This is a genomic window from Paenibacillus lutimineralis (assembly GCF_003991425.1).
Taxonomy (GTDB): Bacteria; Bacillota; Bacilli; order Paenibacillales; family Paenibacillaceae; genus Fontibacillus; species Fontibacillus lutimineralis.
The window spans coordinates 2403792-2422450 of record NZ_CP034346.1 but is presented as its reverse complement, the minus strand read 5'-3'; the positions used below and the strand labels follow the sequence as shown (position 1 = coordinate 2422450).

At 46.6% G+C, this 18659-nt stretch carries 19 protein-coding genes and 1 riboswitch; of the genes, 1 reads left to right on the top strand and 18 read right to left on the bottom strand.

The annotated features are described in order from the left end of the window. Positions 1 to 114: 114 nt before the first annotated feature. From EI981_RS10155 to ribD, 12 genes are all read right to left on the bottom strand, one after another. Positions 115 to 939: a pseudouridine synthase gene (locus EI981_RS10155; RefSeq protein ID WP_126997766.1), complete on the bottom strand. Its 825-nt coding sequence runs from the start codon at positions 937 to 939 to the stop codon at positions 115 to 117. 160 nt (positions 940 to 1099) lie between these two features. Continuing rightward, entirely contained in the window at positions 1100 to 1633 is a 534-nt protein-coding gene (locus EI981_RS10150) for a spore maturation protein (protein ID WP_126997764.1), read from the bottom strand. Between the two features lie 16 nt (positions 1634 to 1649). Then, positions 1650 to 2276 (bottom strand): nucleoside recognition domain-containing protein, encoded by a 627-nt coding sequence (locus EI981_RS10145; protein WP_126997762.1) that lies wholly within the window; start codon positions 2274 to 2276, stop codon positions 1650 to 1652. Positions 2277 to 2318: 42 nt separating this feature from the next. After that, positions 2319 to 3488: a D-alanyl-D-alanine carboxypeptidase family protein gene (locus EI981_RS10140; RefSeq protein WP_126997760.1), complete on the bottom strand. Its 1170-nt coding sequence runs from the start codon at positions 3486 to 3488 to the stop codon at positions 2319 to 2321. A gap of 799 nt (positions 3489 to 4287) precedes the next feature. After that, on the bottom strand, positions 4288 to 4740 hold the full coding sequence (ytfJ, locus tag EI981_RS10135; protein WP_126997758.1) for a GerW family sporulation protein: 453 nt from the start codon (positions 4738 to 4740) through the stop codon (positions 4288 to 4290). 107 nt (positions 4741 to 4847) lie between these two features. Next, positions 4848 to 5555 (bottom strand): DUF2953 domain-containing protein, encoded by a 708-nt coding sequence (locus EI981_RS10130; RefSeq protein WP_126997756.1) that lies wholly within the window; start codon positions 5553 to 5555, stop codon positions 4848 to 4850. Between the two features lie 130 nt (positions 5556 to 5685). Continuing rightward, positions 5686 to 6330 (bottom strand): SMC-Scp complex subunit ScpB, encoded by a 645-nt coding sequence (scpB, locus tag EI981_RS10125; RefSeq protein WP_126997754.1) that lies wholly within the window; start codon positions 6328 to 6330, stop codon positions 5686 to 5688. Beyond that, a complete protein-coding gene (locus tag EI981_RS10120; protein WP_126997752.1) occupies positions 6299 to 7111 on the bottom strand; it encodes a segregation and condensation protein A in 813 nt (270 codons plus the stop codon). The genes scpB and EI981_RS10120 overlap by 32 nt, the downstream gene beginning before the upstream one ends. A gap of 79 nt (positions 7112 to 7190) precedes the next feature. Further along, the gene (gene ribH, locus EI981_RS10115; protein ID WP_068781781.1) at positions 7191 to 7658 is read right to left on the bottom strand and encodes a 6,7-dimethyl-8-ribityllumazine synthase; all 468 of its coding nucleotides are present in this window, start codon (positions 7656 to 7658) and stop codon (positions 7191 to 7193) included. Positions 7659 to 7717: 59 nt separating this feature from the next. Beyond that, positions 7718 to 8950, bottom strand: coding sequence for a bifunctional 3,4-dihydroxy-2-butanone-4-phosphate synthase/GTP cyclohydrolase II (locus tag EI981_RS10110; RefSeq protein WP_126997750.1), 1233 nt, complete (start codon positions 8948 to 8950; stop codon positions 7718 to 7720). Positions 8951 to 9048: 98 nt separating this feature from the next. Beyond that, positions 9049 to 9720, bottom strand: coding sequence for a riboflavin synthase (gene ribE, locus EI981_RS10105; RefSeq protein ID WP_126997748.1), 672 nt, complete (start codon positions 9718 to 9720; stop codon positions 9049 to 9051). A gap of 32 nt (positions 9721 to 9752) precedes the next feature. Continuing rightward, positions 9753 to 10856, bottom strand: a complete 1104-nt coding sequence (gene ribD / locus EI981_RS10100; protein WP_126997746.1) for a bifunctional diaminohydroxyphosphoribosylaminopyrimidine deaminase/5-amino-6-(5-phosphoribosylamino)uracil reductase RibD — start codon at positions 10854 to 10856, stop codon at positions 9753 to 9755. 259 nt (positions 10857 to 11115) lie between these two features. Continuing rightward, positions 11116 to 11307, bottom strand: a riboswitch (FMN riboswitch). 184 nt (positions 11308 to 11491) lie between these two features. Here ribD and tlp point away from each other — a divergent pair. Beyond that, on the top strand, positions 11492 to 11713 hold the full coding sequence (gene tlp, locus EI981_RS10095; protein WP_126997744.1) for a small acid-soluble spore protein Tlp: 222 nt from the start codon (positions 11492 to 11494) through the stop codon (positions 11711 to 11713). 85 nt (positions 11714 to 11798) lie between these two features. Here the strand turns inward: tlp and EI981_RS10090 are convergent, their stop codons facing one another. The 6 genes from EI981_RS10090 to sigF form a co-directional block, all read right to left on the bottom strand. Further along, positions 11799 to 12233 (bottom strand): peptidylprolyl isomerase, encoded by a 435-nt coding sequence (locus tag EI981_RS10090; protein ID WP_126997742.1) that lies wholly within the window; start codon positions 12231 to 12233, stop codon positions 11799 to 11801. Positions 12234 to 12417: 184 nt separating this feature from the next. Continuing rightward, the gene (gene lysA / locus EI981_RS10085; protein ID WP_126997740.1) at positions 12418 to 13749 is read right to left on the bottom strand and encodes a diaminopimelate decarboxylase; all 1332 of its coding nucleotides are present in this window, start codon (positions 13747 to 13749) and stop codon (positions 12418 to 12420) included. A gap of 113 nt (positions 13750 to 13862) precedes the next feature. Continuing rightward, positions 13863 to 15536, bottom strand: coding sequence for a spore germination protein (locus EI981_RS10080; RefSeq protein WP_227011785.1), 1674 nt, complete (start codon positions 15534 to 15536; stop codon positions 13863 to 13865). 849 nt (positions 15537 to 16385) lie between these two features. After that, positions 16386 to 16781, bottom strand: a complete 396-nt coding sequence (locus EI981_RS10070; RefSeq protein WP_127004533.1) for a stage V sporulation protein AB — start codon at positions 16779 to 16781, stop codon at positions 16386 to 16388. 26 nt (positions 16782 to 16807) lie between these two features. Further along, entirely contained in the window at positions 16808 to 17458 is a 651-nt protein-coding gene (locus EI981_RS10065; RefSeq protein WP_126997736.1) for a stage V sporulation protein AA, read from the bottom strand. 442 nt (positions 17459 to 17900) lie between these two features. Next, positions 17901 to 18656, bottom strand: coding sequence for an RNA polymerase sporulation sigma factor SigF (gene sigF, locus EI981_RS10060; protein WP_068781790.1), 756 nt, complete (start codon positions 18654 to 18656; stop codon positions 17901 to 17903). Between the last annotated feature and the right edge of the window lie 3 nt (positions 18657 to 18659).

Sequence of the window (18659 nt, the reverse complement as noted above, 5' to 3'; positions counted from 1 at the left end):
ACTATGACAATTTTCATAAATCAATGAACAAATCGTGAACATCCTATGAACATTATAACGAAAATTGCCATATTTTTCGCAAGGGGAATTATGAATATTATGTGTCTGAATAGACTATTCTTTTTTTCGCGGTTTGAAATTTCCTTTGTTTTTATTGGACTTGACGGGATTAGGCTTGTCCGAGCTTTCTTTTTTAAAAGATTTGTTCGTTTTGCCTGCTGCTTCGGCTAACTTATAAAGTCCCTCTACTTCTTCCTTCGTTAAGTGGCGATAGATCCCTCTCTTCAAATTACCGAGAAATAGATCACCGAAGGATATCCGCTTCAGCTTGAGAACCGGGTGTGATATCGCATCGAACATACGGCGGACCTGACGATTTCTTCCTTCATGGATCGTAATCGAAATCGTCGATTGCTTACCTTCCGGATCGATATCGTGATATTCTGCTTCTGCCGGGGCTGTCATTCCATCTTCAAGCATAATGCCTTGCTTAAGCTTGTCTAACTCGGTGCCATGAGGCACACCCTTCACCGTGGCCAAATAGGTCTTGGAAACATGGTGCTTGGGATGAGTCAGCAGATGGGCAAAATCCCCGTCATTAGTTAAAATAAGCAGGCCTTCAGTATCGTAATCGAGACGTCCGACTGGATATAGTCTCTCTTTAATACCTTTCAAGTAGTCGGTGACTATCTTTCTACCCTGCGGGTCTGATGCACTTGTGATGACGCCCTTCGGTTTATTGAATACGATATATACTTTCTTCTCTGCACCAATAGTTTTACCGTTTACGGTAATGACGTCTACATTCGGATCAGCTTTTGTTCCAAGCGTGGTCACGACTTCATCGTTCACCATCACTTTACCGCTCAATATCAATTCCTCACATTTTCGGCGCGAAGCTACGCCAGCATTGGCTAGTATTTTCTGTAATCTTTCCATTTTTTCATTAGTCACCTCAATACACATGATACCTATAGGAGATGAAATTCACAATAGGCCGCAAGAAAGCTATTCACATTACAAAAAATATAACCGCCCAAGCAGGAACACTCCCTCCCCAAGGCGGTTAGATCATATGTAATCTCTATATCGAATAATATTAGCCGAATAAGAGCAAGCAAATAAACACAGCAGCGAAGAATCCGACAATATCGGAGAACAAACCAACCTTGAGTGCATAACGCCCGTTGCGAATCCCGACAGCCCCGAAATAAACGGTCAGTACGTACAAGGTCGTATCAGTACTCCCCTGAATAGTTGATGCAATTCGCCCGATCAGAGAGTCCGGTCCATAGGTTTTGATCAGGTCCGTCGTGAAGGCTAGAGAGCCGGTGCCTGTTAAAGGACGCAGCAGACCTAGCGGCAGCACCTCGGCAGGAATACGAAAATATTCGAACAAGGGTGATACCAGGCCGACAAAAAACTCCAGCGCTCCCGATGCCCGAAAGACGCTAATGGCCACCATCATTCCGACCAAATTGGGGATGATTCCAATCGCCGTATTGAAGCCATCTTTCGCTCCGTCGACGAAGGATTCGTATACAGGCACCTTTTTGAAATAAGCATATAAAGGAATGAATGCGATCATGACCGGGACGGCCCAAGCCGACAGAAGATTAACCCACTCCAGCAATGAAGCTCACCCCTCTCTACCTTTTTAAAGTAATCGTGTTAGGGGGGCTTAGCGGCGGTATCTTCTTTGAGTATCGCCTGCGGTAGAATCGATCGGCAACAATCGCCGCCATCGTTGCGATCGCAGTAGCGATAAGCGTAGAACCAACAATCTCCGCCGGGTTTGCCGAGTTGAAATTAAGCCTGATCGCGATCAAAGTCGTAGGAATAAGGGTTATACTTGCCGTATTAAGGGCAAGCAGTGTACACATCGCTGGAGAGGCTGTATCCTTGTCTGGATTCAGCTCCTGAAGCTGTTGCATCGCCTTGATCCCCATCGGCGTAGCGGCATTTCCAAGGCCGAGCAGATTTGCGCTCATATTGGTGAGAATGAAGCCCATCGCCGGATGATTCTTAGGAACATCAGGGAACAGATAAGATACTACAGGTCCAAGCAATTTGGAGATCGTCTTGATTAGCCCCGCATCCTCCGCCATGCGCATCATCCCTAGCCAGAAGACCAATACGCTTATTAGGCCGAAGCATACCGTAACACCCGTTGCAGCGCCGTCAAAGGCCGCTTGTGTTACCGTATTGATATCGCCCTTGACCGCGGCGAACAAGAAGCCAATGATGATGAGTCCCAGCCAAATTTTATTTACCATATCCCCTCATCCCCCTATTTTTCAGCCAATCCGTTCCTTCCCCTAATCCCCTAAAAACAACAAAGATCTTAATGCTTGCTGAAATGATGTGAACCAATCCGGCCGCATGCTGCCAGAGCCGTATACCTGCTGAGACTGCTTCGGAATTGGAGGAATGCTACCGCGATTGTAGACTGGAATCTTGCCAATGGGCTGCTGGTCCAACAAAATGTGCAGCTCCCCCCGCCTGCCGAAGCTAAGCTCATTCTCCTCCTGCAGGACAAGCTTTTTCCCGATCTCTCTAGATTCTTCTGTGGTCAGAGCATATTTAAAGCCTGTACCAGCGACAATTCCACTGTGCAAGGTTTGTCCTCTCTTGATGATCTCTACAAGCGGAAAATGGTCAAAGCCATAATCAAGCAGTTTGCGGTGATCGTTCCAATCATCCCCGTCATTAATCGTTACAACTACGAGTTGTTGGCCATTTCGGGTTGCCGAACTTACTAGGCAGCGTCTGGCTATTTTCGTATAACCTGTTTTTACACCGTCTGCTCCTTCGTAGAAGCGCAGCATTTTATTTTTGTTTATCCATTTATAATCCCATGGATCATTTGGATTCGGGGCCTGTTTGATCTGTGTCTTTACGATTTCCTTAAAATCAGGATTATGCATCGCGTAGGACGTTAACTTGGCAAGATCAATCGCGGAAGAGTAATGATTCTTGGCGTCAAGCCCGTGCGGATTTTGAAATTGAGAATGGTTAAGCCCTAGCAACGATGCCTTCTCGTTCATCAGACGAACGAACCCTTCCTCCGAACCACCGACATGCTCAGCAATCGCTGTAGCCGCATCATTCCCTGAGCGCAGCATGAGTCCAAATAGCATATTTTCCAATGTCATCTCTTCGCCCAAATGAAGATAGATCGATGATCCCTCTTTACCGTACGCGGCCCGACCAACCTTAACTTTATCGGATAATCTCCCATGTTCAATCGCGACAATTGCCGTCATAATCTTCGTCAGACTGGCAATCGGAAGCTTGTCATCTCCATGATGTTCGTATAGAACCCTACCGGAGGTGACATCAATCAGAGCAGCCGCTTGGGCATGATTCCCCGGAACCTGCCGACTATTCGGCTTGTCTTGCTTTTCAGCTTGTACCGCTAATGGATATAGCAGCAGAAGACAGCTCGTCAACAAGGATATAAAGCGTATCTTAGATGTCATTCTCATCGTCGTATTCCTTTCGGCTAAATGCTTGGCGAACTTGTATCATTATATGCATTTCACTAAGATAGTATGTCCCAACTTTAGAGGTAGTCAAAAAGGCCACTTTTGATCACGAAGAATATCAAGCAGCTAATTCGGCTTCGAATCTTGAATTCAACCGGGCCTTCCGATGCTCACGTACAAACTACGTACGCTCCGCTTCTCAGTCCCTGGCTTCATCCAACCTTCTCGGTGCTGAAAAATCGGACTTTTTGAACACTTAACTTAAGGGTAGTCAAAAAGCCCACTATTGATAAGAAAACCAATCGAAGCCATTCAAGGATGAGCGACCGCGAATTAGGGGTAGGTTTTCTTGCGATATAAAATTTCATCAGCTTCCGCTGATAACTTATAAATTCTATATCTAACACGAAGAATATCAAGCAGCTAATTCGGCTTCGAATCTTGAATTCAACCGGGCCTTCCGATGCTCACGTACAAACTACGTACGCTCCGCTTCTCAGTCCCTGGCTTCATCCAACCTTCTCGGTGCTGAAAAATCGGACTTTTTGAACACTTAACTTAAGGGTAGTCAAAAAGCCCACTATTGATAAGAAAACCAATCGAAGTCATTCAAGGATGAGCGACCGCGAATTAGGGGTAGTTTTCTTGCGATATAGAATTTCATCAGCTTCCGCTGATAACTTATAAATTCTATATCTACAAAAAAAGAACCCTCCCGGAGCTTCCGGAAAGGATCGATTGTTGCCCCTTAGATGAAGCCAGGCTTACATTTATCAAAAGCGGACTTTTTTAATATCTCTTATAGGTCTGTATGGACTTCGATTTTAGGCTCATCTTCTTTGCGACTTGGAATCATCGATTGGATTCTATCGATAACACTAGGCAGCGCATCGATCATCTTCTCGGCCAAATGAGTCTGATTATCGAGTGGAACAATGTGTACCCCTTGGGTACCTACAACAAGAAAAGCAATCGGATTAATGGAGACGCCGCCTCCACTACCACCGCCGAAAGGTCTTATTTTAGCATGGTCACCAGAACTGCTGGAACTGCTCTTATCATAATCTTGATCATTCTCAACACAGAAATCACTGCCTCCGGCAGCAAAGCCAAAGCCAACGCGGCTGATCGGTAGGATCACACTGCCATCAGGTGTTTGAACAGGTTCACCGACAATGGTATTCACATCAACCATTTCTTTGATGTTCTCCATCGCCGTTTGCATTAGCCCTTGAATTGGATGTTCAGCCATTGTACTTCCTCCTTAAGAATTGGGTTGAATAAGGACTTCCTACGCTTTTCGTAGTCTGCTCATACCGCGTGTGTTGTATGTATGGGATTTAAGTCCTCGAAGTCTCATTAGCGATCTGATGATTTTGCTGATTTGGCTTTGGACAATATCTTAAGCCATTTGCGCAGCCCTTTATTCTCGCGTAATACACGAAAAATCAATACAAACGACGCATATAACGCATACCCTAAGCGAATACGCGCTGTACATTTCAATTGGCTGGCAAACAAAGGAGGGGTTCCGAATTTGGGTACCACGAATAGTTTGGGTCGTTGTTGCAGTGAAATGTGATAAGACAAAAATCCGACAAGGGTCGATTTGAGTGCCCAAGCCAAACCCGTCAATGTTGCGGTATGCGCAGCATTGGAAAGGGCAATATTAGTAGACCATTCTAATTTGGTAACCTTAATATGCCTCAATGTGGCTTTCATCCAGCCGCGAAGTCCAAGTGTAGCTTCCAGCATCGCTCTAAAATCGTCAGCCCATTGCTCAATCTTATGTTTATTAATTGCCTGCTCGTGATTTGCCGTCTGTCCCTCGTTCAAATTATTGCTATTTTCTCCCCGGATAATCAATCCATCCTGCAAATTCTTCAGTTCAATCTCCGGTATCTTATAGTGAAGCGAGATTAGGCCAAAGAGCAAAGTAACATCGACCGTAACCATGTCATTCTTGTTACTCTTCTTGGCAAAGAACTGAAGCTTGATATGCGATAATAGGAGTAACACAATGATGAGACACAGCAGGAACAGGCTGCTTCCGAGCCAAATCCACACGAGAACGCCCTCCATGCTATTCAGATAACAAGCTCTTAATAGTATGGCTGTTCACTATAAGAAACATTCGTAACGCAAAAAAACCTCTACCTGCTTACGGTAAAGGTTAATCACTGCAAAACAAAAAAGGCTATTCGAACGGCCCTTCGTCGTTATTCGTTAACTCCACTTTGTCACGCGCCACATCATCAAAGGTTAGCTGCTGTTCCTCAAGCTTCTTGAACAAGAGCTGTGTCTCCTCCTCAAGCTGATCCGATGGCTCGATATCCTCCATGACCGGCAAGTCTTTCAGACTGGCAAGCCCAAAGTAGTCGAGAAATGCCTTGGTTGTCCCATACAGAATCGGTCGACCAATTGCTTCGGCCCGTCCTACTTCTACAATCAGATCTTTGTTCACCAAGGTATGAATAGCTCGCTCCGATTTGACACCACGAATCTCTTCTACTTCAATTCGCGTAATCGGCTGTCGGTAAGCGATAATCGATAATGTCTCGAGCGCCGCTTGTGACAAGGAGGACCTGGAAGGTGAATATGCCAGTCTCTCAAAATAAGGTGCATGCTGGGGCAAAGTCGCTAATTGATAGTTGCCGGCAATTTGAACGACCTGTAGACCGCGTCCCGCTCGTTCAAAAGAATTCTTCAAATCCAAGAGAGCATCATTAATGATCTCCCTACGCTGCTCGGTTACTTCCGCCAGCTGTGCAACGCTGATTCCTTCCTCCCCGGCAAGAAATAGCAGACCTTCAATAATCGATTTCAATTCCTGAAAATTCATCGGCCGAACCTTCACCTCTCCACTCAATAACTATATCATCAAACAGTTTGTTCTGATAACAAACCACTTGCTTCATCTTCATTAATTCCAAGATAGCCAGAAACGTAACGACAATCTCATGACGATACATCTCCTCATGCAGCAGCTTGGAGAATAGCAGTCTGCCTCCTCTACCGCTTCCTTCGAGCACGGAGACCACATCCTTGATCCGATCCTTCACCGAGATTTCATCCCGATGGATTCGCGCCACTGTATTGCGTTTGACCGCTTTACGGATCGCCTTCTGGAAGGCTTCTATCAAATCCTGGGTATGCAGTCCCTTCACCGGATTCTCTTGAATTTCAGGCAAAAATGGAGTCAAATCCTCAGGTTCCTTCGTAAAAATAAGGCTGCGCTCCCACTCCATTTCGTGCAGCTGCTCAGCGATTCCCTTATACTTCCGGTATTCGATCAGTTGGCGAATCAGTTCTTCACGCGGATCCTCTTCCTCTTCATAATAGCCGTAATCTTCATCCAGCTCGATGACAGGCGGCTTGGGAAGCAACTGTTTACTCTTGATGGACAGTAGTGTGGCCGCCATGACGAGAAATTCACTGGTAACCTCCAACTCCAGCTCTTGCATGTTATGTAAATACTCAAGATACTGGTCGGTTATCTCGCTGATCGAGACCTGATTAATATCGATCTCCGCTTTATCAATCAAATGCAAGAGGAGATCAAGTGGCCCCTCGAACGCTTCCAGTTTATATAATACAGTCGTCAATGAACTTCCTCCACCCATAAAAATGCCTACGTAACATAAACATCTCGAATAAAATGAAAATGCAGTACCCTAAAAAGGGTACTACATTAAATAAGCACTATTTTAGCTGTTTCGTCAAGTTCGCCATTTCAATAGCCGCCATTGCCGAATCCCAGCCTTTGTTGCCTGCCTTCGTTCCAGCACGTTCAATTGCTTGTTCAATGTTCTCTGTCGTTACTACTCCGAAGATGGTCGGTACACCAGTCTTCAGGCCGATGGCTGCTACACCCTTAGCAACCTCGTTGCAGACATAATCATAATGTGTTGTTGAACCGCGGATGACGGTTCCGAGCGTAATAACAGCGTCGTATTTTCCGCTTTCCGCTAATTTCTGTGCCGCGAACGGAATTTCGAACGCTCCTGGAACCCAGGCTACATAAATCTCCTCTTCCTTGACTCCGTGCCGCTTCAGAGCGTCAAGCGCTCCGCTTAGCAGCTTGCTTGTGATAAACTCATTAAACCGTCCAACGACGATTGCGTATTTTAATCCTTCAGATACTAAATGTCCTTCAAATACATGTGCCATATATATCCAGTCCCTTCAATTTGTATGTTTTATTAGTTAATAAATCAATAAAGTTACTACTATAAGGATTCATCCTGCTCGATATCATCAAATTCCAGCAGATGTCCCATTCTAGCCTGTTTCGTATGCAAATACTTGGTGTTGTCCTCATTAGCCTCCATTTGGATCGGCACCCGTTCAACCACTTTAAGGCCATATCCTTCTAGGCCAGTAATTTTGCGTGGATTATTGGTCATGAGGCGAATCTCGCGAATACCCAAATCCTTCAGAATTTGTGCGCCAATCCCGTAATCACGCAGATCTGGTGGGAATCCCAGCTTCAGATTGGCATCCACCGTATCGAAGCCCTGCTCTTGAAGCTGGTAGGCTTTCAATTTATTGATCAGCCCGATACCACGTCCTTCTTGACGCATATAGAGCAGCACACCTCTGCCTTCCTTCTCAATCTGACTCAAGGCTGCCGCAAATTGTGGACCGCAGTCACAACGATGAGAATGGAAGACATCACCGGTGAGACATTCAGAATGCACACGCACTAGAGTTGGTTCATCACCACCGATATCGCCTTTTACAAGCGCCACATGCTCTTTGGAATCAACATCATTAGTATAGGCAACAACTCTGAAATCACCGAAATCGGTTGGCATATTCACCTCTACCTCACGATTGACCAACTTCTCCTTCTCATTGCGATAATGAATCAGATCCTTGACACTGATCAGCTTCAGGTTGAAGGTTTTGGCCATTTCAGCCAAATCGGGCAATCTCGCCATCGTACCATCTTCCTTAACGACTTCGCAGATCACTCCCGCCGGATATGCCCCACACATCCGTGCCAGATCTACAGCCGCCTCTGTATGCCCGGCACGGCGTAATACACCGCCCTTCTTGGCGATCAGCGGGAACATATGCCCTGGACGACGGAAGTCGCCTGGCTTGGCTGCAGTGTCCATGAGCTTCTGAACTGTCAGTGAACGCTCATGAGCGGATATACCGGTTGTAGTAGCCTGGTGATCAATCGATACCGTGAAGGCTGTCCCGTGATTATCCGTATTTTGCGCCACCATTGGCTGCAGCTCCAGCTCATCCGCTCGCTCTTGTGTGATCGGCAGGCAGACAAGACCACGCCCTTCCGTAATCATAAAATTAATAACTTCCGGGGTTGCTTTCTCAGCCAGCGCTACAAAATCCCCCTCATTCTCCCGATCTTCATCATCGACCACGATAATGACTTTGCCGCGCATTAGATCATAAATCGCATCTTCAATCCGATCTAATTGAATATCTTTCATATGAATCCCCTCCTGCTATTGCTGCAAATTTCAAATGACTCTCAGGAACCATAACTTCAAACTATGTTCATTCGGTTACCCTATAAGACCTGACGCTCTCAGGCGAATCCATTCTCAACCAGAAATGATAAATCTAGGTTTGAAGGATTGCCGTTCTGCGATTGGCCCGCTGGGCTATGGTTGAATCTCAACAGATGCTCCACATACTTGCCTAGCACATCCGTCTCCAGATTGACCGTGTCCCCCGCCCGTTTTAACGCTAGTACCGTCTCACTCCAGGTATGTGGGATGATGGATACCATGAACCTTCCTCCTTCAACACTGGCGACCGTCAGACTGATTCCATCAATCGTAATCGAGCCTAGAGGAATAATGTATTTAAAAAGAGCTGGCTCTGAGGGTTCAATTTCAACGAAAACCGCATTTTGATCTTGACGCATGCTTGCAATCGTGCCGGTTCCGTCCACATGCCCTTGTACGATGTGTCCACCGAATCTTCCGCCAGCAGCCATAGCTCGCTCTAGATTCACCTTGCTGCCAGGCTTCAGATTCCTTAGATTCGTATGGCGATAAGTTTGCGGCATGACATCTACTGTAAAGCCGGAAGCTTTCAGGGAAGTGGCGGTCAGGCATACCCCATTTACAGAGATGCTGTCCCCCAGCTTCACATCATCCATAATACGACTGGCCAGAATGCCGAGGACCATCGCTTCTCCCTTATGGCTGATCGATTTCATCGTACCGATTTCTTCAACAATTCCAGTGAACATGATCTTGCCTCCTTGTTACCCTACGACTCTGATTATACGGAATACATCGGCTTTCCTTTGACACAAATATTATCACCAATGAGCTCTACTTCCATATCCTTTAGCACAATGCTATCCCGCATTCGTTCATAGCCGTCAAAGACAAAGCTCCCCGGCGACTCAAGGCCACCAATGAGTTTGGGAGCAATAAATACCATCAATTCATCAACCAAATGATGCTGCAGCATCGACCCGTTGATCCTTCCTCCACCCTCTACCAGAATCGAGGCAATCTCACGTTCGCCAAGAAGGCGCATTGCAAGCTCCAAATCAACCTCAGGACCGTCTCCGCATATCATGATTTCAATGCCTTGCTCGCGCAGCCCGTCTATTCTGTCTTGAGCCGCACGGCTTGTCGTCAATAGGATTGTTGGCGCCTTGCCATCCGTTAGCACTTGGCTGTTCTCGAAAATCTTTAAGGCTGAATCAACGATAATTCGAGTAGGAGATAATCCCGGAACTGATAACCTTGTTGTAAGCTGTGGATCATCGGCGATGACCGTTCCGACACCTACCAGAATCGCCTGATGCTGATGTCGTAAGGTATGCACCATTTCGCGGGCAGCATCATTGGAGATCCATTTGCTGTCCCCACTCTTCGAAGCGATCTTGCCGTCCAAAGTACTAGCTGTCTTGAGCGTGATATAAGGCAATCTCGTCGTAATATACTTGTTGAATTGTCTGTTGAGTTTAACAGCTCGCTCACGCAGCACACCGACCTCTACCTCAATACCACTCTCGCGTAGCATCTCGATTCCTCTGCCCGCTACACTTGGGTTAGGATCTTCACAGGCTACAACAACACGCTTCACCTTCTCCTGAATTAGTCGCTGCGAACATGGAGGCGTCATGCCGTAATGACTGCAAGGTTCCAATGAGACATAGACTGTACTATTCTCTGCCTCAGCGCCTGCCATATTTAGAGCATGCACCTCCGCATGAGCCGTCCCTCTTCTCAAATGTGTGCCTATACCAATAACAGCACCATTCTTAACGACGACCGCACCAACCACCGGATTAATTCCAGTCTGGCCCAGAGCACGCTCAGCCATATCCAGAGCAAGACCCATGTAAAACTCATCGTTTATCAACTGCATTTTCCCACCTCCCCGCTGTCTATCTGTTGTAAAATCCAAAAATAAAACCCCGACGGAATCTAATCCATCAGGGTTATTATGAGAGTGAGTACGCAAAAAAATCACATCGCTGAACATACAAAGCCATTATGGCTATGCTGTAACAGAAGCTATGTACATTATGCACATTAACTTTGTGAAAATTAGAACTTACTGACTTCAAGTATGCGACATTTATGAGTATGTCCAAGCGCATAATGTAGCCTAAAAGCTCTGCTGCGTCTTCCTTCTCCCATCCAGACTATACTGTCGGTCCCGGAATCTCACCGGCTCAGCCATATATCGCATGAATAGATCAAGTGATATACAGGTCACGGACTCGTACATGCATGTTATTAGACGTAAGAAGCCTAATTAAATAGCGCATGCCATCACCGTCGGTTGGGAATTACACCCGACCCCGAAGGAAAAATATTCGATTGTGCAAAACTGTTGTTGCATTTCGAATGTTAACACTATCATCCTAAAAAATCAAGGATCGAACAAACTCCCCGCTGATGTGGTATTCGTTGGGTGAATAAAATTTCGTGCTAAGCAGATGATAAACATTGACGTGCAGCGTCGATTTTACAATGAACATTAGAGGAGGCAGTTCCATGGCTAAGCCCGACGATCGTTCGGACAACGTACAAAAATTAAGCAAACATATAAGTAATACCATTCAAAATTTTCGTGAAGGCCAAGATTACCTAAGCGAGCATGCCGACGAAATCTCCGGCACCGAGAAGCAGCAAATCGAGGATAAGAACAAAAAACGGCTAAAAAGCATTGAAGGATTCCGTGAAGAAATCAAGGACGAAAAGTCCGATCAGCAATAAAATCTGTATTAATTTCTGAGGTTGACTTGAAAATAGGTACTACAAGAAAGAGCCTGCGACTACGCAGGCTCTTATTGCATTTATTCTATTCGTCCCAGACAGTTACTTCTTGCATCTTGTCGCCAGGACGGACTTGATCCACAAGATCCATACCGGAGGTTACTTTACCAAATACGGTATGTACCCCGTTAAGATGTGGTTGTGGTTCGTATACGATAAAGAATTGGCTGCCGCCAGTATCCTTGCCCGCATGAGCCATGGATAGAACACCGCGTTCATGCTTCGTAACGTTAGTTGCAGTCTCACATTTGATGGTGTAGCCAGGGCCGCCCGTACCATTTCCGGTTGGGCATCCGCCTTGTGCTACAAAGCCTGGAATTACGCGATGGAACGTAAGTCCGTTGTAGAAACCAGAATTAGCCAATTTCTCAAAGTTTGCTACCGTACCTGGTGCTTCTTCAGGCAGAAATTGAATTTCAACCACTCCACCATTTTCCAATACGATCTTGCCTTTTTTCATATCGGTCACTTCCTCTTATTTAATCGTTAGTCAAAACCTATTCCAGTGTACTATGAAATTCCCGGTAGAGCAAAGAGAAAGCCTATGTACAAATGAAAAACCGTGAAGAATGCGCAATTCATGCGTTCTCCTCACGGTTCTACTCATTATTGACAAAAGTGTTAGCTTTTAACCCTCAGGGCCCTTATTTGTAGGAGGGCTGCTTCGAGATCCGCTCAGGGATCGTATCATAAGCAACGATATCATCGAGCGTCTCTCGTCTGACTACGATATCGCTGCGCCCATCCTTAACAAATACAACAGCTGGACGTGGAATCCGGTTGTAGTTGCTTGCCATCGCATAATTATATGCTCCCGTACAAGCCACTGCTAATAGATCCCCCGTGTTCACAGTTGGCAGTTCAATATCCCAGATCAGCATATCGCCAGTTTCACAGCATTTCCCGGCAATCGATACCGTCTCTTCATTGGAATCAAAAGCACGGTTTGCCAGCAATGCCTCATATTTGGATTCATAAAGAGCCGGACGCGGATTGTCGGTCATTCCCCCATCGACAGCTACATATTTACGTACGCCTGGAATGTCCTTATTCGTTCCAACCGTATAGAGCGTGGTACCAGCATCGCCTACAATGCTGCGGCCCGGCTCCACCCAGATTTCCGGAAGCTCAGGATAGCTAAGGCTAAAGTGCTGCTTAACTGCATTCGTAATTGCCTTGACATAATCAGCAACCTTCAGCGGCTTATCTTCCTCTGTATATCTTATACCGAAGCCCCCGCCAAGATTAACTACTTTAAACAGAACACCCAGTTGTTCCTTGACATGAGCAGCGAAATCAGCAACTCGCTCAACCGCTAACTGGAACCCCTCAACTTCAAAAATCTGCGAACCGATATGTGAATGAACCCCGAGCAGATTCAGATTGTTGCACAAGCCTGCCGCCTTGACTGCTTCGAAGGCAGCTCCGTTCCCGATATCAAAACCAAACTTGGAATCGATCTGTCCGGTTGAAATATACTCATGCGTATGCGCTTCGACCCCAGGAGTCGCGCGAAGCAAAATGTTCACCACAGCCTTCTTCTCAGCCGCAATGGCCTGCAGCATATGCAGTTCTACCGTATTGTCGACTACGAAGCAGCCGATGCCCGCATCAATAGCCATCTCCAGCTCAAATGGCGTCTTGTTATTACCGTGGAAGTGAATTCTCTGCGCAGGGAAGCCTGCTTGCAGTGCGGTATACAATTCGCCCTCAGAGACTACGTCCAGGGACAGGCCTTCTTCTTCAACTAGCCGGCACATAGCCATAACACAAAAGGCTTTGCTTGCATATGCAACCTGGAAGGACAAACCGGATGCTCGGAAGGCATCCATATATTCACGGCTCCGTTGCCGTATAAGGTCTTCATCTACAATATAGAGCGGTGTGCCGTAGGTCTCTTTGAGCTCTACCGTATCACAGCCGCCGATTTCCAGATGGCCTTTCGTATTAATTTTGCTCGTACCGTGTAAATACATCTATGCAATCCTCCACTGTTTTCAATTTTACACCAGTATAGCAAACAAACGGTGAACTGAAAAATGGATTATTATGAACATGATTTGTGTTATTTGATAGACACGCCCACCATCTATTCGTTCTGCGGCATCCGCGTGCGGTCACGCGGCTTGTTGAAAGACGGTCTTTGCTTGGATGACATAACCGGAACTCGGAACAAAATTGCTGCCATTGCTTTGGCATTAAATGGGATGAATGGCCATAAATAAGGCGAGTTATAGGAACGTTGAAAAGTAAGAAACAGAATGTACAGTGTCGTTCCGACAACTAGACCAGGAGCGCCAAAAATAGCTACAGCGACAAGCAGGAACAACCGAACCATCCGATTGGCCAGCCCCAATTCATAACTTGGCGTTGCGAACATCCCGATCGCTGCGATCGCCATATACAAAATGACCTCGTTGATGAACAAACCCGTCTTAACGGCTATATCGCCGATCATAATCGCCGCGATCAAGCCCATAGCTGAAGCGAGCGGGGTCGGAGTATGCACCGCGGCCATGCGCATCAGATCCACACCGAACTCCACGAGCAGGAATTGGGCGATTAACGGAATTTTCGCTTTGTCATGCGGTCCAACAAATGCTAGTATATCTGGTTTGAATTCCGGATGCATCACAATTAACAGCCATAATGGCAATAGGAACAGCGACGCAAAAATACCAAAAAAGCGGACCCACCTTAGATAAGTGCCCATGAACGCGGTTTGCCTGTTCTCCTCGGCATGTTGACATAAATCAAAGAATGTCGTAGGCAAAATAATGACACTGGGCGACGTATCGACGAATATTACGATCCTTCCTTCGAGCAAATGCGAAGCGACGACATCCGGGCGCTCGGAATATCGGACATGAGGGTACGGGCTCCAGCCTCTGTGCAGAATAGCTTCCTCGAGCTGTTTGTCGGCAAGCGGAATTCCGTCCATATTTATGCTTGTTATTTTCTTACGTACTGCTTCAATCTCCAGCTTGTCGGCAATATCATCAATATAAGCCAGACTTACATCTGTCTGTGTCCGTCTACCCACCTGAAAGGCCTCGAACTTCAACCCAGGATCACGAAGCCGCCGCCGAACCAGAGCTACATTCGTCAACATCGTCTCGGTGAAGCCATCTCTGGCGCCGCGTACGACTCGCTCAAGCGAAGGCTCTTCCGGACTGCGCACTGGATAATTGCGTGTATCCATGATGATCGCCGTCTGTTCGCCCTCTATGAAGAATGCGCTCATCCCGATTAGGATGTTTTTGATCACGACACTTAATTCCTCGGCCTTCTCCACCTGAACATGGGGGATATACATTTCAAAAAAGGAACGCATCGCTCCAGCAGATAAATTGTCAGGGGTTAAGTAAGTGAGACGCTTAAGAATTTCCAGCATAATCTCACTGTTCGCAAATCCGTTAATGAAGAGCATTCCCGTCTTCTTGCCGGCAAAGCTCATTTCGCGGAATACGACATCGAAGCTCTTACCAAGACCGATAACTTCCTCAAGCGTCCGCTTCGTTGTGGCTAGACTTCTACTGATTCTATCGCTCTGCTGCCAATATATGATGGAATCCTCGAGGGAGTCAGACTTTTCTGCGTCCCTTTTTTGTTGAACCTCTTTTTTGGTCCAAATGCCTATATGAGGCTCCTCTGAAGTAGTCTTCTTATCTGAATCCTGCTCCTCCTGATCCGATTCTCGAATAAAGCCAGGCATATTCTCGTTATCGGCATGCTCCCGGATATGATCATTTTCTTGGTCCATCGTATCTAGCTCCCTTCGAAAATATGGCTGCGATATTCTTGTGATTTAAGCAACGGAGGGCCCGGCTGAATTCAAGATTCGAAGTCGAATCCGCTTCCTCGATTTACCTCGTGTTAGATATAGAATTTATACGTTATCAGCGTAGGCTGATGAAATTCTATATCGCAAGAAAACCTACCTTTGAATCGCGGTCGCTCATCCTTGGATTACTTCGATCGGTTTTCTTATCAAAAGCGGACTTTTTGAATTTCCCAATTCAGTAAAGATTCAAAAATCCGGTTTTCAGCACCGAGAATGTTGGATGAAGCTAGGGTCCGAGGAGCGGAGCGTACGTAGTTGGTACGTGAGCACCGGAGGGCCCGGCTGAATCCAAGATTCGATGTCGAGTCAGCTTCCTCGGTTTACTTCGTGTTAGATATAGAATTTATAAGTTATCAGCGTAGGCTGATGAAATTCTATATCGCAAGAAAACCTACCTTTGAATCGCGGTCGCTCATCCTTGGATTACTTCGATCGGTTTTCTTATCAAAAGTGGACTTTTTGAATTTCCCAATTCAGTGAAGATTCAAAAATCCGGTTTTCAGCACCAAGAAGGTTGGATAAAGCTAGGGTCTGAGGAGCGGAGCGTACGTTTTAGGTACGTGAGCACCGGAGGACCAGGCTGAATTCAAGATTCGATGTCGAGTCAGCTTCCTCGGTTTACCTCGTGTTAGATATAGAATTTATACGTTATCAGCGTAGGCTGATGAAGTTCTATATCGCAAGAAAACCTACCTTTGAATCGCGGTCGCTCATCCTTGGATTACTTCGATCGGTTTTCTTATCAAAAGCGGACTTTTTGAATTACCTCTACGGATTGTAAATGAACCATTCGAATAGCGAGCCGGCCACCTTACCAAACACCATCGCCAGCAGCAATCCGAATAAATATCGCTGCATATGAAGCCGCTTGGCAATGATCGGCAGAACATTCAGCACCTCGGTCAATGCGGCCGCAAGCATTCCGATAAAAATGCCATTGAACAGACCGACAACGCCGCTGAATAGCCAAGGTCCGGCTATTTTCCAATTCCAGAAATCAGCGATCGTACCGATAAATGAGCCGCTGACCATCGCTCCCTCATACCAGTGGACTTTGTCGAAGGTTCGTGTAATCTGAGCGAGACGCGGAATCATATCCAGCACGATAAATAAAGCGATAACCCCGGCACCGACGGCGATTCCCCCAGCAAATCCAAGAAACATAAGACCACCGTATATCACCGCACCGCTCAAAGGGGCTTCTCCCCCTTCTCCTTGGCCTCTTGTTCGCTCATCCGTTTATATTCCTCAGCAACCACATATTGATTCAGATTTTCCTGGTACAGGAACATCTCAACCTCAAGGGGAGTGGGTTCCTCATTCCATTTCTTCTTGAATAGATGATTGAAGAAGATGATCATCCCGAAGCCGATGCCAAGGGAGTATGCGCCTTGAAAAAGATAAGGATGCTCGTCCCGGTGACCAGTAATCATCTCCACGATCCGCACCTGAACCTCCGGCATGCTTACATCAGCATGGAAGTTCATGATGGTCAGTGCGGCTCCGAAGAATAGCAGGAGCCAGACTACCACAAATAGCAAAAGTGAAGGCTTCTTCTCCTTCACGATCATCTCGATCAGCACATGCGGCTCACCGATCACTTCAACCTGAGCCCCAGGAAATTGCTGCTTGATAACAGAAATCACTTGCAGGGTATCGATCACGATGAGATTGCCATCACTCTTCTCCGGACGCTCAAGCTCCAAATTTAACAGGACTTCTTCTTGATGAGACTCGGCGAGTACACGAGCGATATCGCGAAGACGGATGGGTGTACCAGCCGGAAGCCTGACTTGCTTGCGCAGCCGTACATAAATGCAGGGATGAGGTATTGGGTTCAATGATAGCCACCCCTTTTTTTCGTAATGTCCATAGTATGCCAAGTGAGACTTACATTTACTCGAAAGTTATGACATTCAAGGCTTAGGACATTAAAGAGGCGGTCAAAAATGTCCGTTAGAACAAGAAAAAAACAATCCCGTATTCCTAACGGACACTTTTGACCATTAGAAGCACAAATTGCGATTTTCGGCGATCCTTCCCCTTGTACTGGACAAAATTGTCCGTTACAAGGGCCGCGTACTAAAGACTGGGCGCTAACGGTCAAAAATGTCCGAGCTACTCCGGCCTCCGGCCAAAGCATGAGGATTTCCGCATTTTTAGACATACAAAAGGGGCGTCTCCGAGTCAAAAACCCTTGAGACAACCCCTGTCTTTAAATTCATCAAAATCATTATAAACCTTAAATCTTAGAGCATCGATCCCCTACATCCTCTGGAACTACTATTGAGCAATCTGATCACGAATGCTCTGCAAGATTTTCTTCTCCAGTCTGGATACCTGCACCTGGGAGATTCCAAGCCTGGCCGCTACCTCAGATTGCGTCTGATCGCGATAATAGCGCAAATACACAATCAGCCGCTCCCGCTCTGATAATCCATCGATCGCTTCATGCAGAGCCAGCTTATCAAACCAGCGTTCCTGGGACTCATCGGCGATCTGATCCATAAGTGTAATCGGGTCGCCATCATTCTCGAACACCGTCTCATGGATAGAGGCTGGCGGCTTATTCGCCTCTTGGGCGAATACGACATCCTCCGGCGTTACCCCGAGCTCCTCCGCCACTTCCTTCACCGTCGGAAGTCGGTTCAGCACCTTGGACAGCTCGTCCTTCTTCTTGCGTACCTTATTCGCCATTTCCTTCAACGAACGGCTAACCTTCAACGTTCCATCATCACGTAAGAAGCGCTGAATTTCCCCGATAATCATCGGAACCGCATAGGTTGAGAATTTGACGTCATAACTTAGATCGAATTTATCCACCGACTTTAACAGTCCGATGCAGCCGATTTGGAACAAATCCTCCGGTTCGTAGCCACGGTTCATGAACCGCTGTACGACCGACCAGACCAGCCTTGTGTTGCAGCTTACGAGCCTGTCCCTGGCCACATTATCTCCAGCCTGGCTCAAGGCGATCAGCCTTTTCACTTCCGCATCGTCCAAATACTCTCTCGAGGCTTGCTTCACTTCGGCATCCATATC